This window comes from Pseudofrankia saprophytica (genome assembly GCF_000235425.2).
In the GTDB taxonomy this organism is placed as follows: domain Bacteria; phylum Actinomycetota; class Actinomycetes; order Frankiales; family Frankiaceae; genus Pseudofrankia; species Pseudofrankia saprophytica.
This window is the reverse complement of the sequence record NZ_KI912266.1, coordinates 6,849,760-6,863,934: the sequence shown is the minus strand read 5'-3', so window position 1 is coordinate 6,863,934 and position 14,175 is coordinate 6,849,760. Positions and strand designations below refer to the sequence as shown.

Annotated in this window: 10 protein-coding genes and 2 tRNA genes; 5 read left to right on the top strand and 7 right to left on the bottom strand. The window is 71.0% G+C overall.

The features are described from left to right. The 6 genes from FRCN3DRAFT_RS46875 to FRCN3DRAFT_RS0228905 all read right to left on the bottom strand — a co-directional run. Positions 1-2,299: Tex family protein (locus FRCN3DRAFT_RS46875; RefSeq protein WP_007517709.1), on the bottom strand; the 2,299-nt coding region annotated here is incomplete at its 3' end. Between the two features lie 146 nt (positions 2,300-2,445). Continuing rightward, complete coding sequence (locus FRCN3DRAFT_RS0228925) at positions 2,446-2,685, bottom strand: hypothetical protein (RefSeq protein ID WP_007517708.1); 240 nt, start codon at positions 2,683-2,685, stop codon at positions 2,446-2,448. A gap of 116 nt (positions 2,686-2,801) precedes the next feature. Further along, a complete protein-coding gene (locus FRCN3DRAFT_RS0228920; protein ID WP_007517705.1) occupies positions 2,802-4,658 on the bottom strand; it encodes a class I SAM-dependent methyltransferase in 1,857 nt (618 codons plus the stop codon). After that, positions 4,655-6,589: a class I SAM-dependent methyltransferase gene (locus tag FRCN3DRAFT_RS0228915; protein ID WP_007517703.1), complete on the bottom strand. Its 1,935-nt coding sequence runs from the start codon at positions 6,587-6,589 to the stop codon at positions 4,655-4,657. Before FRCN3DRAFT_RS0228915 ends, FRCN3DRAFT_RS0228920 begins: the two co-directional genes overlap by 4 nt. Then, positions 6,586-7,341: a 4'-phosphopantetheinyl transferase family protein gene (locus FRCN3DRAFT_RS0228910; RefSeq protein ID WP_027141039.1), complete on the bottom strand. Its 756-nt coding sequence runs from the start codon at positions 7,339-7,341 to the stop codon at positions 6,586-6,588. Before FRCN3DRAFT_RS0228910 ends, FRCN3DRAFT_RS0228915 begins: the two co-directional genes overlap by 4 nt. A gap of 494 nt (positions 7,342-7,835) precedes the next feature. After that, positions 7,836-7,906: transfer RNA gene (locus FRCN3DRAFT_RS0228905), tRNA-Gly, on the bottom strand. 186 nt (positions 7,907-8,092) lie between these two features. Here FRCN3DRAFT_RS0228905 and FRCN3DRAFT_RS0228900 point away from each other — a divergent pair. The 5 genes from FRCN3DRAFT_RS0228900 to clpX all read left to right on the top strand — a co-directional run bounded on the left by FRCN3DRAFT_RS0228900 (position 8,093) and on the right by clpX (position 13,277). Continuing rightward, positions 8,093-8,165, top strand: a tRNA-Pro gene (locus FRCN3DRAFT_RS0228900). A gap of 288 nt (positions 8,166-8,453) precedes the next feature. Then, complete coding sequence (gene tig / locus FRCN3DRAFT_RS46870) at positions 8,454-9,869, top strand: trigger factor (protein WP_007517699.1); 1,416 nt, start codon at positions 8,454-8,456, stop codon at positions 9,867-9,869. 275 nt (positions 9,870-10,144) lie between these two features. Beyond that, positions 10,145-10,786 carry an ATP-dependent Clp protease proteolytic subunit gene (locus tag FRCN3DRAFT_RS0228890; protein ID WP_007517698.1) on the top strand — a complete coding sequence of 214 codons (642 nt, stop codon included), beginning with the start codon at positions 10,145-10,147 and terminating at the stop codon, positions 10,784-10,786. 51 nt (positions 10,787-10,837) lie between these two features. Continuing rightward, positions 10,838-11,470 (top strand): ATP-dependent Clp protease proteolytic subunit, encoded by a 633-nt coding sequence (locus tag FRCN3DRAFT_RS0228885; protein WP_007517695.1) that lies wholly within the window; start codon positions 10,838-10,840, stop codon positions 11,468-11,470. Positions 11,471-11,984: 514 nt separating this feature from the next. Then, positions 11,985-13,277, top strand: coding sequence for an ATP-dependent Clp protease ATP-binding subunit ClpX (clpX, locus tag FRCN3DRAFT_RS0228880; RefSeq protein ID WP_007517693.1), 1,293 nt, complete (start codon positions 11,985-11,987; stop codon positions 13,275-13,277). A 48-nt stretch (positions 13,278-13,325) separates the two neighbouring features. Here the strand turns inward: clpX and FRCN3DRAFT_RS0228875 are convergent, their stop codons facing one another. Further along, positions 13,326-14,117, bottom strand: coding sequence for a thioesterase family protein (locus tag FRCN3DRAFT_RS0228875; RefSeq protein ID WP_007517691.1), 792 nt, complete (start codon positions 14,115-14,117; stop codon positions 13,326-13,328). Between the last annotated feature and the right edge of the window lie 58 nt (positions 14,118-14,175).

Sequence of the window (14,175 nt, the reverse complement as noted above, 5' to 3'; positions counted from 1 at the left end):
CGCGCGCGTCCCGCCCGCCGCCCTGGCCGGCGGACCGGGCCGCGGTGCCACCGCCCGAGGCCGTCCGGTCGACGGCCTCGTCGTCGAGCCGCAGGGTCAGCGAGATCCGCTTGCGCGGGATGTCGACGTCGAGGACCTTGACCTTGACGATGTCGCCCGACTTGACGACCTCGCGCGGGTCGCGCACGAACGACTTCGACATCGCCGATACATGCACCAGGCCGTCCTGGTGGACGCCGACGTCGACGAAGGCGCCGAACGCGGCCACGTTGGTGACCACGCCCTCCAGCACCATGCCGGCGACCAGGTCCTTGATCTCGTCGACGCCCTCGGCGAACGTCGCGGTCTTGAAGGCCGGGCGCGGGTCGCGGCCGGGCTTCTCCAGCTCGGCGAGGATGTCGGTCACCGTCGGCAGGCCGAACGTCTCGTCGACGAAGTCCGTCGCCTTCACAGCGCGCAGCGCGCCGGTGTTGCCGATCAGGCCGCGGATGTCGGTGCCGGTGGCGGTCAGGATGCGCCGGATCACCGGGTAGGACTCGGGGTGGACGCTGGAGGCGTCCAGCGGGTCGTCGCCGCCGGGGATGCGCAGGAAGCCCGCACACTGCTCGAACGCCTTCGGCCCGAGCCTGGGGACCTCACGCAGCGCCGTGCGGGTCCGGAACGGCCCGGTGGCGTCCCGGTGGGCGACGATGTTGTCGGCGAGGGTCGCGCCGATACCGGACACCCTGGTCAGCAACGGCGCGGACGCCGTGTTCACGTCGACACCGACGGCGTTCACGCAGTCCTCGACGACGGCGTCGAGCGAGCGGGACAGCTTCAGCTCGCTCAGGTCGTGCTGGTACTGGCCGACGCCGATCGACTTCGGGTCGATCTTGACCAGCTCGGCGAGCGGGTCCTGCAGGCGGCGGGCGATCGACACGGCGCCGCGCAGCGACACGTCCAGCTCCGGCAGCTCCCGGGAGGCGTACGCACTCGCCGAGTAGACCGACGCGCCGGCCTCCGAAACGACGATCTTGGTGAGCTTCAGCTCCGGCACGCGCCCGACGAGCTCCTCCGCGAGCTTGTCGGTCTCCCGCGACGCGGTGCCGTTGCCGATCGAGATCAGGTCGACCTTGTGCGCCGCGCACAGCCGGGCGAGGGTCACCAGCGCCTCGTCCCAGCGCCGCGCCGGGACGTGCGGGTAGATCGTGTCGGTGGCGACGACCTTGCCGGTGGCGTCGACGACGGCGACCTTCACGCCGGTGCGGTAGCCCGGGTCGAGACCCATGGTCGCCCGGGTGCCGGCGGGCGCGGCGAGCAGCAGGTCGCGCAGGTTGGTGGCGAACACCTTGACGGCCTCGTCCTCGGCGGCCTGGAAGAGCCGCAGCCGCAGGTCGATTCCCAGGTGGACCAGGACCCGGGTGCGCCACGCCCAGCGGACCGTGTCCGCGAGCCAGCGGTCGGCGGGCCGGCCCTGGGCGGCGACGCCGAAGCGGGCCGCGATCCGGGTCTCGTACTCGGACGTGACGGCGGGCGCCGTCACGTCGGCGTCCTGCGGCTCCGGGTCGAGATCCAGGTCGAGGACCTCCTCCTTCTCGCCGCGGAACAGGGCCAGGATCCGGTGTGACGGCAGCGAGGTGAAAGGCTCGTCGAAGGCGAAGTAGTCGGAGAACTTGGCGCCGTCCTCCTCCTTGCCCGCGCGAACCTTGGAGACCAGCCGGCCGCGCGTCCACATCCGCTCGCGCAGCTCGCCGATCAGGTCGGCGTCCTCGGCGAACCGCTCGACCAGGATCGCGCGGGCGCCGTCGAGCGCCACCGCCGCGTCGGCGACGCCCTTCTCGGCGTCGACGTACCCGGCGGCGGTGGCCGCCGGGTCGAGGGTCGGGTCGCCCAGCAGCGCGTCGGCGAGCGGCTCCAGCCCCGCCTCGCGGGCGATCTGGGCCTTCGTGCGCCGTTTCGGCTTGTAGGGGAGGTAGATGTCCTCCAGCCGCGCCTTCGAGTCGGCCGCGTTGATCTGCGCCTCGAGCGCGTCGTCAAGCTTGCCCTGCGACCGGATCGACTCCAGGATCGCCGCCCGGCGCTCCTCCAGCTCCCGCAGGTAGCGCAGCCGTTCCTCGAGGGTGCGCAGCTGCGCGTCGTCGAGGGTGCCCGTCACCTCCTTGCGGTAACGCGCGATGAACGGAACGGTCGAGCCGCCGTCGAGCAGCCCGACGGCCGCCGAGACCTGCGTCTCGCGCACCCCGAGCTCGTCGGCGATCCGCCCCTCGATGGACCTGCGCACAGCCGGCACGTCGGCCCGCGCGCTGGACGTCGTCGTCACAGATGATCTCCTCCGGTCCCGACCGATTATCCCGGAGTCGGGCCGGGGGAGGGCGTACCGGGTCAGCCGGTTCGCGCTACCCGAGGTCAAAGGAGGTGCGAAAACGTTCTTCCATCGCACCTCCGGCGGCTCTCCTCCCGGAAGCCCTAGGCGTGGTCTCGGACCAGCTCGCGGTCGACGCCCGTGGCCCGGGCGCAGTGAGCGCAGCAGAAGAACTTTCCGTTCGCCTCCACACCGTGACCGCTGATCTTCACGCCGCAGTGCTCGCAGATCGGGCTCATCGCGTGGATCGCGCATTCGAAGCTGTCGAACACATGCACGGCACCCTGCGCATGTACCTCGAAGCTCATCTCGTAGTCGTTGGAGCAGACCTCGCACACGGCCATAGCCGCGCTCCCTTCGCAGCCCACGTCCCACCACCTACGGGGGGATCGTTGCTACGGACAGTAATCGCGGTCGGAGGGCTGGGCTACGGGAGCCGAGCCACGGAGCGGGAGCCGAACTACGGGAGCCGGGCCACGATCCGGTAGGCGTTGGCGCGGCTGCCGCGGACGAGGTAGGGGCGGCTCGCGGCCTCGGCGAGGGCGGCGGCGGGCAGCAACGGCGCGAGCGCGGCGAACGTCGCGACTCGCCTGGCGCGGCCCAGGCCCGGGTGTGCCTCCGAGCGCCAGGGCAGGCCAGGCGACGGGGCGAGCCGCTGGCACAGACCCCACCACGCCATCGGCGCGTCCCCGGAGATGTGGGTCTCGCCGAACGCGACGTCCTCGACGTGCAGCCCGCGCTCGGTCAGCGCCGCGGCGAGGTTGTCCGCCGGGAGCAGGTTCAGGTGCTGGGGGATGAGCATTCCCGACGCCAGCGGCCCGTAGAGGCGCAGCGCGGGGCTGTCGGGGTTGGGAACCTCGATGACGAGGCGGCCGCCGGGGGTGAGGGCGGTGGTGGCGGCGTCGAGTTCGGCGCGTGGGTCGCGGGTGTGTTCGAGGTAGTGGAACATGCTGACGACGTCGTAGTGGCCGGCGAGGTTGGGGGCGAGGTCGGGGAACTGGCCGCGGTGGGCGGTGTCGATCCAGCCGCGCCGGGCCGCCTCCTCGACGCCGTCGCCCATGTCGAGGCCGTCGAAGATTGTCTCTGGCCAGACGTCGCGGGCGATGAGGCAGAAGTGCCCGAGCCCCGCCCCGACGTCCAGCCAGCGCCGCGGCGCCACCGGGACCGACCGCGCCCGCGCCGGGTGGGCGCCGGGGCCGAACCCGAGCAGCCACTCCATCGCGGGGCCGCCGAGGCCGTCGTAGAAGTCGCGGTAGTAGAAGTCCAGCCCCTCCGGGGTGAGCCGCGGGTTCTGGAAGACGTGCCGGCACTCGGAGCAACGGTCATAGCGGAACCGGCCCGGCTTGACCTGCATCGCGTCGACGCCGACCAGCATCCGGCGCAGCCGGGAGCTGTCGCACCAGGGGCACGTCGTCCGCCTTGGTTCGAAGAACCGGTCGAGGCCGTCCGCGAGCTCGGCCAGGTAACTCTCCCGGATCTCGGCGGCGCGGGCGCGGTCTCCGGCGCCGTACTGACTGGGCAGCGAGACCCGCCACCGCGAGAGCCGGCCGGCGTCGTCGCGGTCGCCGGCGGCCGCGACGAGATCCGCGAGCAGCTCGGTGGCGTCGCGTCGGCGGGTGAGGGGGGAAACGAGCGTGTCGGTCAGGCGGAGGGGACCGCCGGCCGCGATGAGGGCGGGTTGCAGCCAGCTCGCGGTGGCGGCGGCGAGCGCCCAGCCGGGCGCGGCGGTCGCCCCGGCGGCGAGCAGCCCGTCACGTACCAGCGGCGCCGCCAGGCTCGTCGGCTCCCAGGCGTGGACCGCCCGCCGCACGGCGAACCGCTCGGCGCCCGACCGCGCCGCCGCCCGCAGGCCGGGGAGCACGGCGACCCCGGTGCTGACTGGCGCGTGCCGCTTGAGCGTGCCGGTGACCGCGACGAGGTCGCTTTCGGTGACGTCCTTCAGGTCCAGGCCCGCGCGGGTGAGGACGTCGCGGTCGACGAGAAGCGCCTGGTAGGCACCGCGCCCGGGGGCGAGCCGGTTGGCCTGGTAGGTGGTGGTGTCGAGCATGCGGGCGAGGTCGAGGAGCCGGTCGGCGGTGAGGTCTTCGGGTACGAGGTCGAGGACGTCGAGACCGTGGTGGCGGGCGTGGGCGCTGGCGGCGCGTTGTTGGGCGTCGTCGAGGTGGACGCCGTCGGCGAGCAGGAAGACGTGGTCGTGGTGGATCTGGTCGTCGGAGGGCTCGATGACCGGCAAAGCGGACAACCGCCGGCGCAACCGCGCCGTGTTGAGACTTACCGCGGCGAGCACGGTGACGGGCAGCCAGTACCGGCGGCTCACGGCGCCTCTTTCTTCAGCCGGGCGACGATCCGGTAGGCGTTGGCGCGGTTGCCGCGGACGAGGTAGGGGCGGCTCGCGGCCTCGACCGCGACGAAGGCGGGGAACAGTGGCGCGAGCGTCGCGAGAACGGCCGCGCGTTTCGCTCGGCTGGCGTCCGGATACGGGTCGTCACGCCACGGAAGGTTGGGTGACGGCGCGAGCCGCTGGACCAGCGCCCACCAGGCGTACATCCCGTCGCCGGCCATGTGCGTCTGGCCGAACTCGATGTTCTCGACCTGGAAGCCGCGTTCGGTGAGCGCGCCGGCGAGGTTGTCCGCGGGCAGCAGGTGCTGGTGCTGCGGGACCATCCAGCTTGGCGAGAGTGACCCGTAGGCGCGCAGCGCGGGGCTGTCCGGGTTCGGGATCTCGATGACGAGGCGGCCGCCGGGGGTGAGGGCGGTGGTGGCGGCGTCGAGTTCGGCGCGTGGGTCGCGGGTGTGTTCGAGGTAGTGGAACATGCTGACGACGTCGTAGTGGCCGGCGAGGTTGGGGGCGAGGTCGGGGAACTGGCCGCGGTGGGCGGTGTCGATCCAGCCGCGCCGGGCCGCCTCCTCGAGCCCGTCGCCCATGTCGAGGCCGTCGAAGATTGTCTCTGGCCAGACGTCGCGGGCGATGAGGCAGAAGTGCCCGAGCCCCGCCCCGACGTCCAGCCAGTTGCGCGGCGTCGGCGGCACGGCGCGGGCACGGGCCAGGTACGGACCCGCACCGGCGCTGGCGATCAACTCGGCGAGCTCACCGCCGAGGCCGTCGTAGAAGTCGCGGTAGTAGAAGTCCAGCCCCTCCGGGGTGAGCCGCGGGTTCTGGAAGACGTGCCGGCACTCGGAGCAACGGTCATAGCGGAACCGGCCCGGCTTGGCCTGAGTGGCGTCGAAACCAATGATGACCTTGTTCAACTGCGCGCCGCCACACCACGGGCAGGTAGAGCGCGCCGGCTCGAGGAAGCGCTGCACCCCGCCGGTGAGCTCGGCCCGGTAGGCCGCGCGCAGCTCGTCGGTCTGCGCCTTGCCCTCGGGCACGAACGCCTTCGGCGGCGCGACCCACCACCGTGCCAACCGCCCGGCGACGCCGTGCACGGAGGGCGCGCCGTCACGGGCGACCACAGCCGTGCCGGGGTGCTGCGACGCGCCCGTCGGTGACGGTTCGGAACGCCCGGTGAGGTCGGCGAGCAGTTCGGCGGCGCCGCGGCGGCGGGTGAGAGGGGAGGCAAGCGTGTCGGTCAGGTGGAGCGGGCCGCCGGTGGCGATGAGGGCGGGTTGCAGCCAGCTCGCGGTGGCGGCGGCGAGCGCCCAGCCGGGCGCGGCGGTCGCCCCGGCGACGAGCGCCAGGTCCCGCGCCGTCGGACCTAGCGTGCCCACCGGGTTCCAGCGGTAGGCCACCCGCTGGACGTCGAGCCTGCGGGCCCCCGTGCGGGTCGCGGCGCGCAGCCCCGGGAGCACGGCGACCCCGGTGCTGACCGGCGCGTGCCGCTTGAGCGTCTCGGTGACGGTGACGAGGTCGGTTTCGGTGACGTCCTTCGGGTGCAGCCCCGCACGGACGAGGACCTCCCGGTTGATCATCAGGGCCTGATGGGCGCCCCGGCCCCAGGCGAGCCGGTTGGCCTGGTAGGTGGTGGTGTCGAGCATGCGGGCGAGGTCGAGGAGCCGGTCGGCGGTGAGGTCTTCGGGTACGAGGTCGAGGACGTCGAGACCGTGGTGGCGGGCGTGGGCGCTGGCGGCGCGTTGTTGGGCGTCGTCGAGGTGGACGCCGTCGGCGAGCAGGAAGACGTGGTCGTGGTGGATCTGGTCGTCGGAGGGCTCGATGACCGGCAAAGCGGACAACCGCCGGCGCAACCGCGCCGTGTTCAGCAGCACCCCGGCGCACACGGCGACCGGTAGCCAGCGCCGCCGGCTCACGACGCGCTCCCGCCAGGCTGGACCGCGACCGCGGTGACGATCAGTCCCTGCCCGACGACGAACCGCCCCCGTAGCGCCGTCAGCCGCTGCCCGTCCGGCAGCGTCGGCCCCGTGACCAGCAGCCGCGCCGCGAACGTCCCGGTCCGCCGGCCCGCGCCGGCATCGCCGCCCTGGCCGGAGCCGTCGTCGGTGAACCCGACCTCGGTGACCTCGGCGTCCTCGAACCCGAGCCACTCCTGGGCGAGCGGGAACCAGGCCTTGTAGACGGACTCCTTGGCACAGAACAACAGCCGGTCCCAGCTGACCTCGGGGGTGCGGGCGGCGACCGCCTGGATCCACACCCGTTCGGACGGCAGTGATATCCGCTCCAGGACGCCCTCCGGGGTGGGGCCATTCGGCTCGGCGTCGATCCCCACGGAGGTGAGGTGCCGCGACCAGGCGACGACGGCGGCGCGGTACCCGTCGCAGTGAGTGATGCTGCCGACGATGCCGGCCGGCCATAGCGGCTCCCGCTTGGGCCCCGGCAGCAGCGGTCCAGGCTCGACCCCCAACCGTGCGAGCGCGCGGCGCGCGCAGACCCGCCCGGTGGTGAACTCGCGCCGCCGTTTGTCGACGGCGCGCTCGATCACGGTCTCCTCGGCGGGGAACAGCACGGCGTCGGTCTCGTCGGTGAACGTCTCCACCGCGACCGCGACGTCCGGTACCACCGCGCCCAGTAGCCCCGCCGCCACCCCCGCTCCCACCTCAGACATAGCGTGAAGCTTGCCATCCGCCCTGCAACGGCCCCTAGGCACGGCCCGCGCCCATGTGGCCCTGTTGTGACCCGTGGGATCCCCTTGGCGACAATGCCACCGCCGGCAGTGAGCCAAGAAAACGACGGCCAACGGCAAAGTTGACCGAAGGTCAACGAGTAGCGCGGTCCACCGAAGTTGACCGAAGGTCAACGAGCGGCAGCGGTTGGTGAGTGCCGGTGGTTGCTGGTGGGAAGCGTCGCCGGGGCACGTGGGGTCCGGGGCTCGGCCCCGGGGCAAAATAGCGGCCGTTGGCGAAGGTGACCGAAGGTCAACAAGCGGCGCGGTCCACCGAAGTTGACCGAAGGTCAACGAGCGGCAGCGGTTGGTGAGTGCCGGTGGTTGCTGGTGGGAAGCGTCGCCGGGGCACGTGGGGTCCGGGGCTCGGCCCCGGGGCAAAATAGCGGCCGTTGGCGAAGGTGACCGAAGGTCAACAAGCAGCAGTCGCCGGCCCGAGCGGGTGACCGGGATCGAACCGGCATGGCCAGCTTGGAAGGCTGGGGCTCTGCCATTGAGCTACACCCGCGTGGTGATCGTCGCGATGAGCTTACCCGGAAATGGCGCCGACGGTGCGGCGGGCCGCGACGAGGTCCACCAGGGAAGGCGCGGTCACCGGGGCCGGCCTGGCGGGTCGTGGGCGGGCCGGGCTGGGATCTTCGACCCGCCCCGTGATCGTGGCCGGTCCACACCGTAGGATGGGTGGGCAACGCTTCGGGGCGTAGCGTAGTGGCTAGCGCGCCTGCTTTGGGTGCAGGAGATCGGGAGTTCGAGTCTCCCCGCCCCGACGGGCTGGTTCATCCTGTTCGCTGCCCCTTGGGGCAGCTTCCCGGAGGCCGCGATCTCGTCTGGGGGGTCGACCCCTCAGACCCCCCGATGTCGAGCTTCGCTCGACCGAGGGGCAGGTTTTACCGAGGGGCAGGTTTTGGGGAAGCCCCCAACCGTCGGGCCTCGCGTGGCGTAACTAGTGGGCTCCAGGAGACAGGCTGGGGTTCTCGGGTCGCCGTGAGGCGTAATCTCGGCGCGTTACCCGTCCCCGTTCCCCGTCCGCCGTCGTACCAGGAGACAGCCGCGCCGTGAAGGCCACCAAGGAGACACTCAGCCCGACCAGGGTCAAACTCACCGTCGAGGTGCCCTTCGACGACCTGAAGCCCTCCCTGGACGCCACCTACAAGAAGCTGTCCCGGCAGGTTCGGGTCTCCGGGTTCCGGCCGGGCAAGGTGCCGCCGCGGATCCTGGACCAGCGGCTCGGGCGTGAGGTGATCCTCGACGAGGCGCTGCAGGAGGCCCTGCCGAGCTTCTATTCGCAGGCGGTCGAGGCCGAGGACGTCGACGTGCTGTCGCGGCCGGAGGTGGACGTCACCGAGTTCACCGAGGGCAGCCCGATCGTCTTCACCGCGGAGGTGGACGTCCGGCCGGATGTCGTCCTTCCGGCTGCCGACGGCCTCAAGGTCACGGTTGACTCGGTCGAGGTCACCGACGAGCAGGTCGACACGCAGCTGAGCTCGATGCGGGAGCGGTTCGCCGTGCTGACGCCGGTCGAGCGGCCGGTGGCCTCCGGCGACTACGTGTCGCTGGACCTGTCGGCGACGGTCGACGGCGAGCCCGTCGAGGACGCGACGGCGACCGGCATGTCCTACGAGGTGGGCAGCGGCAACCTCATCGACGGCATCGACGACGCGATCGTCGGCGCGAGCGAGGGCGACAGCCGCACGTTCGACACCGAGCTGCTCGCCGGCGACCGCAAGGGCCAGACCGCCCAGGTCACCGCGGTCGTGCGGGGCGTCAAGGAGAAGGAGCTTCCGGCGCTCGACGACGACTTCGCGACCACCGCGAGCGAGTTCGACACGCTCGAGGAGCTGAAGGCCGACGTGCGCGAGCGGCTCGAGGGCACCCGCAAGTTCGAGCAGGTCAACCAGGCGCGCGAGCGGTTGCTCGAGCAGCTGGTCGAGACCGTCGACGTGCCCGTGCCCGACTCGGTGCTGGCCACCGAGATCGAGGCGCGGGAGCACCGGCTCGGCCATGACCTGGAGCGCTTCGGCGTCGACCGGGAGACCTACCTCAAGACGCTGGACCAGGAGCCCGAGGAGTTCGACAACCAGGTCCGCGACTCGGCGACGAAGGCCATCAAGTCCCAGTTCATCCTGGACACGGTCGTGCGCACCGAGTCGATCGGGATCGACCAGGGCGAGCTGATGGAGCAGATCGTGCTGCTCTCGCAGCGGATGGGGATCGCGCCCGAGCAGTACGCGCAGCAGCTGGCGTCCGGCAACGGCGCGGGCCTGACCGCCCTCATGTCGGACATCATGCGCAACAAGGCGCTGCTGCACCTGCTGCGCACCGCGACCGTCGTCGACGGCGAGGACAGCCCGATCACGCTGGATCTCCCGGAGCGGCCGGAGCCGCTGGACGTCGACGACCTCGACCTCGAGCTCGGCCACGATCACGAGGGCCACGACCATGATCACGACCATGAGGGCCACGACCACTAGGTCCGTCAGGTCGCTCGCGGTCCGTTGTGACCGAGCCCGGCCCCCGTGGCGATCGCCGCGGGGGCCGAGTCGTGTCCGGGCTCGGCCTCTGCCCAGCGCGAACATCGAGCCGGATGGGCCGGAACTGACGCGGGTCACAGATAGTGTCGAGCCGGTCAAGCTGTCGCCCGTGGGTATTGCAGGTGAGGCGGAAGGCCGCGCGATGAGAGCGAAGCGTCGCGCAGCCGGAGGCCCGGCCTGGGGTGTCTCTGGGCAGGAAAGCCGAGGAGCCGACCGTGAGTGAGTTCGTAGTGCCGAGTCTGGCCGTGCCGGGTGGCCCGAGCCTCCGGTCGCCGGGCCAGGGTGGCCCGGGATTCGGCGACGACGTCTACAACCGCCTCCTTCGGGAGCGGATCATCGTCCTTGGCTCGGTGGTCGAGGACAACATCGCGAACCAGATCTGCGCGCAGCTGCTGCTGCTCAGCGCCGAGGACCCGGCCAAGGACATCTCGCTGTACATCAACTCGCCGGGTGGCTCGGTCAGCGCGGGTATGGCGATCTACGACACGATGCAGTTCGTCTCGAACGACGTGGCCACCTTCTCGATGGGCCTGGCCGCGTCGATGGGCCAGTTCCTGCTGTGCGCCGGCGCGCCGGGCAAGCGCTACTCGCTGCCGCACGCGCGGATCATGATGCACCAGCCGTCGGGCGGCATCGGAGGCACCGCGTCCGACATCGCCATCCAGGCCGAGCAGATGCTCTACACCAAGCGCACGATGCAGGAGCGGATCGCCTTCCACACCGGCCAGCCGATCGACCAGATCGAGCGGGACTCCGACCGTGACCGCTGGTTCACGGCCGAGGAGGCGAAGGACTACGGCTTCGTCGACCACGTCGTCCAGCGCGCCGGTCAGGTGCCCAGCGACGTGCCCAGCTAGTCGCGGCATTCCTGACGGCCTGGCGCTAGAGCTTCTTCGGAGGGCACGATCATGTCTCGTTACCAGCAGACCGGCCGCTACGTGCTGCCGAACATCATCGAGAAGACGTCTCGCGGCGAGTACGGCATGGACCCGTACTCGAAGCTGCTCAAGGAGCGGATCGTCTTCCTCGGCGTCCAGATCGACGACGTGTCGGCCAATGACGTCATGGCGCAGCTGCTCTTCCTCGAGTCCGAGGACCCGGACCGCGACATCTCGATCTACATCAACTCGCCCGGTGGGTCGTTCACCTCACTGACGGCCATCTACGACACGATGCAGTTCGTCCGCCCGGACATCCAGACCATCTGCATGGGCCAGGCCGCCTCGGCCGCGGCCGTGCTGCTGGCCGCCGGCACGCCGGGCAAGCGGTTCGCGCTGCAGAACAGCCGGATCCTCATCCACCAGCCGTCCGGCTCGGGCGAGGGCCAGTCGAGCGACATCGAGATCCAGGCGAAGGAGATCCTTCGCATGCGCTCGCTCCTGGAGAGAATGCTGGCCGACCACACCGGCAAGCCGGAGGAGCAGATCCGCCGCGACATCGAGCGCGACAAGATCCTCTCCGCCGACGAGGCCAAGGAGTACGGCCTGATCGACGAAGTGATCAAGACCCGTAAGTCGTCTCGTCTGGCCGCTGCCCGCTGACGGTGTCAAACAGCCGTACGCTAGAGGGCCAAAGGGTGTGCGAAAACGTTCTTCCTTCGTATGCCCGGCGGTCATCGCCCCAGGCACGCTGACCGGAATGAGCCGTGCGATAGGGCTCTCGTCGGGCGGTGTGGCGGGGTACCGTCCCCCACGTGACATCTCTCGCGGCGGCCGGCGGGGATCGGCCGGCAGGTTGGCCGCCGCGGGAGCGGGAGACGGTGTGGCAGCACCGGCTGGGCGCGGGCACGGCGGGCGGAGTGTGTCCGTGCCTGACCCGGCTGGCGGGCTGGTCGACTGGCCAGTCACGGGGGCGCTGGGCGCAACGGCCCGAAGCGGCTGGTGGGCTGGCCGGCGGTGGACCTTCCGGATCGGCTTCCTCGGTCCGGGAGAAACCCCGAGCCGGGGATAGCGCAGGAGACATCGATGGCTCACTCGACACGCGACGACCGGGCGGCGGCAGCCGCCCCCGAGCTGCAGGCGACCCCATCGTCTGGACGAAGGGACTGAGTCCTCGGTGGCACGCATCGGTGATGGCGGCGACCTGCTGAAGTGTTCGTTCTGCGGGAAGTCGCAGAAGCAGGTGAAAAAGCTCATCGCCGGCCCCGGCGTCTACATCTGCGACGAGTGCATTGATCTCTGCAACGAGATCATCGAGGAGGAGCTCTCCGAGTCCTCCGAGCTCAAATGGGATGAACTTCCCAAGCCGCGGGAGATCTACGAGTTCCTCGACGGCTACGTGGTGGGCCAGGAGACCGCGAAGAAGACGCTGTCGGTTGCGGTCTACAACCACTACAAGCGGATCCAGGCCGGAGGCGCTGCCCAGGGCGAGGGGGGCAAAGGCGACGTCGAGCTGGCCAAGAGCAACATCCTGCTGCTCGGGCCGACGGGCTGCGGCAAGACGCTGCTCGCGCAGACGCTCGCCCGGATGCTCAACGTGCCGTTCGCGATCGCCGACGCCACCGCCCTCACCGAGGCCGGCTACGTCGGTGAGGACGTCGAGAACATCCTGCTCAAGCTGATCCAGGCGGCCGACTACGACGTCAAGAAGGCCGAAACCGGGATTATCTACATCGACGAGGTCGACAAGATCGCCCGAAAGTCGGAGAACCCGAGCATCACCAGGGATGTCTCCGGCGAGGGCGTGCAGCAGGCGCTGCTGAAGATCCTCGAAGGCACCACGGCGAGCGTGCCGCCGCAGGGTGGACGCAAGCACCCGCACCAGGAGTTCATCCAGATCGACACGACGAACGTGTTGTTCATCGTCGGCGGCGCGTTCGCGGGGCTCGACCGGATCATCGAGTCGCGGATCGGCAAGAAGTCGCTCGGCTTCCGCGCCGTCCTGCACGGCAAGGACGACCCGGACGCCTCCGACGTCTTCGGCGACGTCATGCCGGAGGACCTGCTCAAGTACGGGATGATCCCCGAGTTCATCGGCCGGCTGCCGGTTCTCACCAGCGTGCAGAACCTGGACCGCGAAGCGCTGATCCGCATCCTGACCGAGCCGAAGAACGCTCTCGTCCGCCAGTACAAGCGGCTCTTCGAGCTGGACAACGTCGACCTCGACTTCACCTCCGACGCGCTCGAGGCGATCGCCGACCAGGCGATCCTGCGCGGTACCGGCGCGCGTGGCCTGCGCGCCATCATGGAGGAGGTGCTGATGTCGGTGATGTACGACATCCCGAGCCGCAAGGACGTCGCCCGCGTCGTCGTCACCCGCGAGGTCGTGCTGGAGCACGTGAACCCCACGCTGGTGCCGCGCGACATCAGCGCCGCCAAGCGCAACACCCGCCAGGAGAAGTCGGCGTAGGGCTGTCCCGTGGCGGACGCTCCGCGCCCGCCACGGGGTGCCGCCTGGTCAGGCGCGGTAGCCGGCCAGTTGGCGGCCTTGGGCGACCAGGCGGTCGGAGGAGTCCCAGACCTCTACGTCCTCGTCGAGCCAGCCGTCGTCGATCAGGTGGCTGCGTACCACCACCCGCAGCCAGCCGGGGGCCGGCGCGGCGCGTAGCAGGGCCGTGAGCTCCACCGTGGGCACCCAGCCGAAGATGCCGAAGTCGAACGTCGTTGGGGGCAGCGCGTCCAGCGCGACCAGGAGGAACAGCGGGTCGGGCTCGGAGCCGTCGCGCGGCCGCACCCAGCCGCGGATCTCGCCCACCCCCCGTGGCCTGCCAGTTGCCCAGCCGACGGTGCCCGGGTCCAGCCGGATGTCGAGCCTGTCGTGCAGGTTCTGGCGGAACGGGTTGCCGGGGGTGTCGACGTCGACGCAGGCTTCCGGTGCCGGCAGGGTGGGCGCGGTGCCGCGCTGGAAGACGGGCGCGGAGGTGCCTGGTATCCGGCCGGTGGTGGTCAGGGTGGCCAGGATGGGCTCGCCGTCCTGGTGCAGGTCGACGGCGACGACCGCGGTGGAGCGCCCGGCGCGCAGCAGCGCGGGCTTGGCGGAGACGGGCGCGATCGCGGGGGAGCGCAGGAAGTGCGCGGTGATCGACAGGGGATGCTCCCGATCGGTCGCCTCGAGCGCGATCCGGGCAGCCAGCGCCATGAGATAGCCGCCGTGCGGGTGGCCGCCGATGTCCCAGCCCTCGGCGACGCCGGCCGTCCAGACGCCGGCGTCATCGACCTCGGCGGCGATCGCCTTCTCGAACTCGCCCACGCCCGGTCACGCTAGCCGCGTACCTACAGGAAACGGGCGATCCGTGGCGTCGGTCACC

Excerpts from the sequence above, each read along its gene's own strand:
- FRCN3DRAFT_RS0228885 (WP_007517695.1), top strand. The coding sequence starts at position 10,838 with ATGTCTCGTTACCAGCAGACCGGCCGCTACGTGCTGCCGAACATCATC.
- FRCN3DRAFT_RS0228910 (WP_027141039.1), bottom strand. The coding sequence starts at position 7,341 with ATGTCTGAGGTGGGAGCGGGGGTGGCGGCGGGGCTACTGGGCGCGGTG.
- FRCN3DRAFT_RS0228925 (WP_007517708.1), bottom strand. The coding sequence starts at position 2,685 with ATGGCCGTGTGCGAGGTCTGCTCCAACGACTACGAGATGAGCTTCGAG.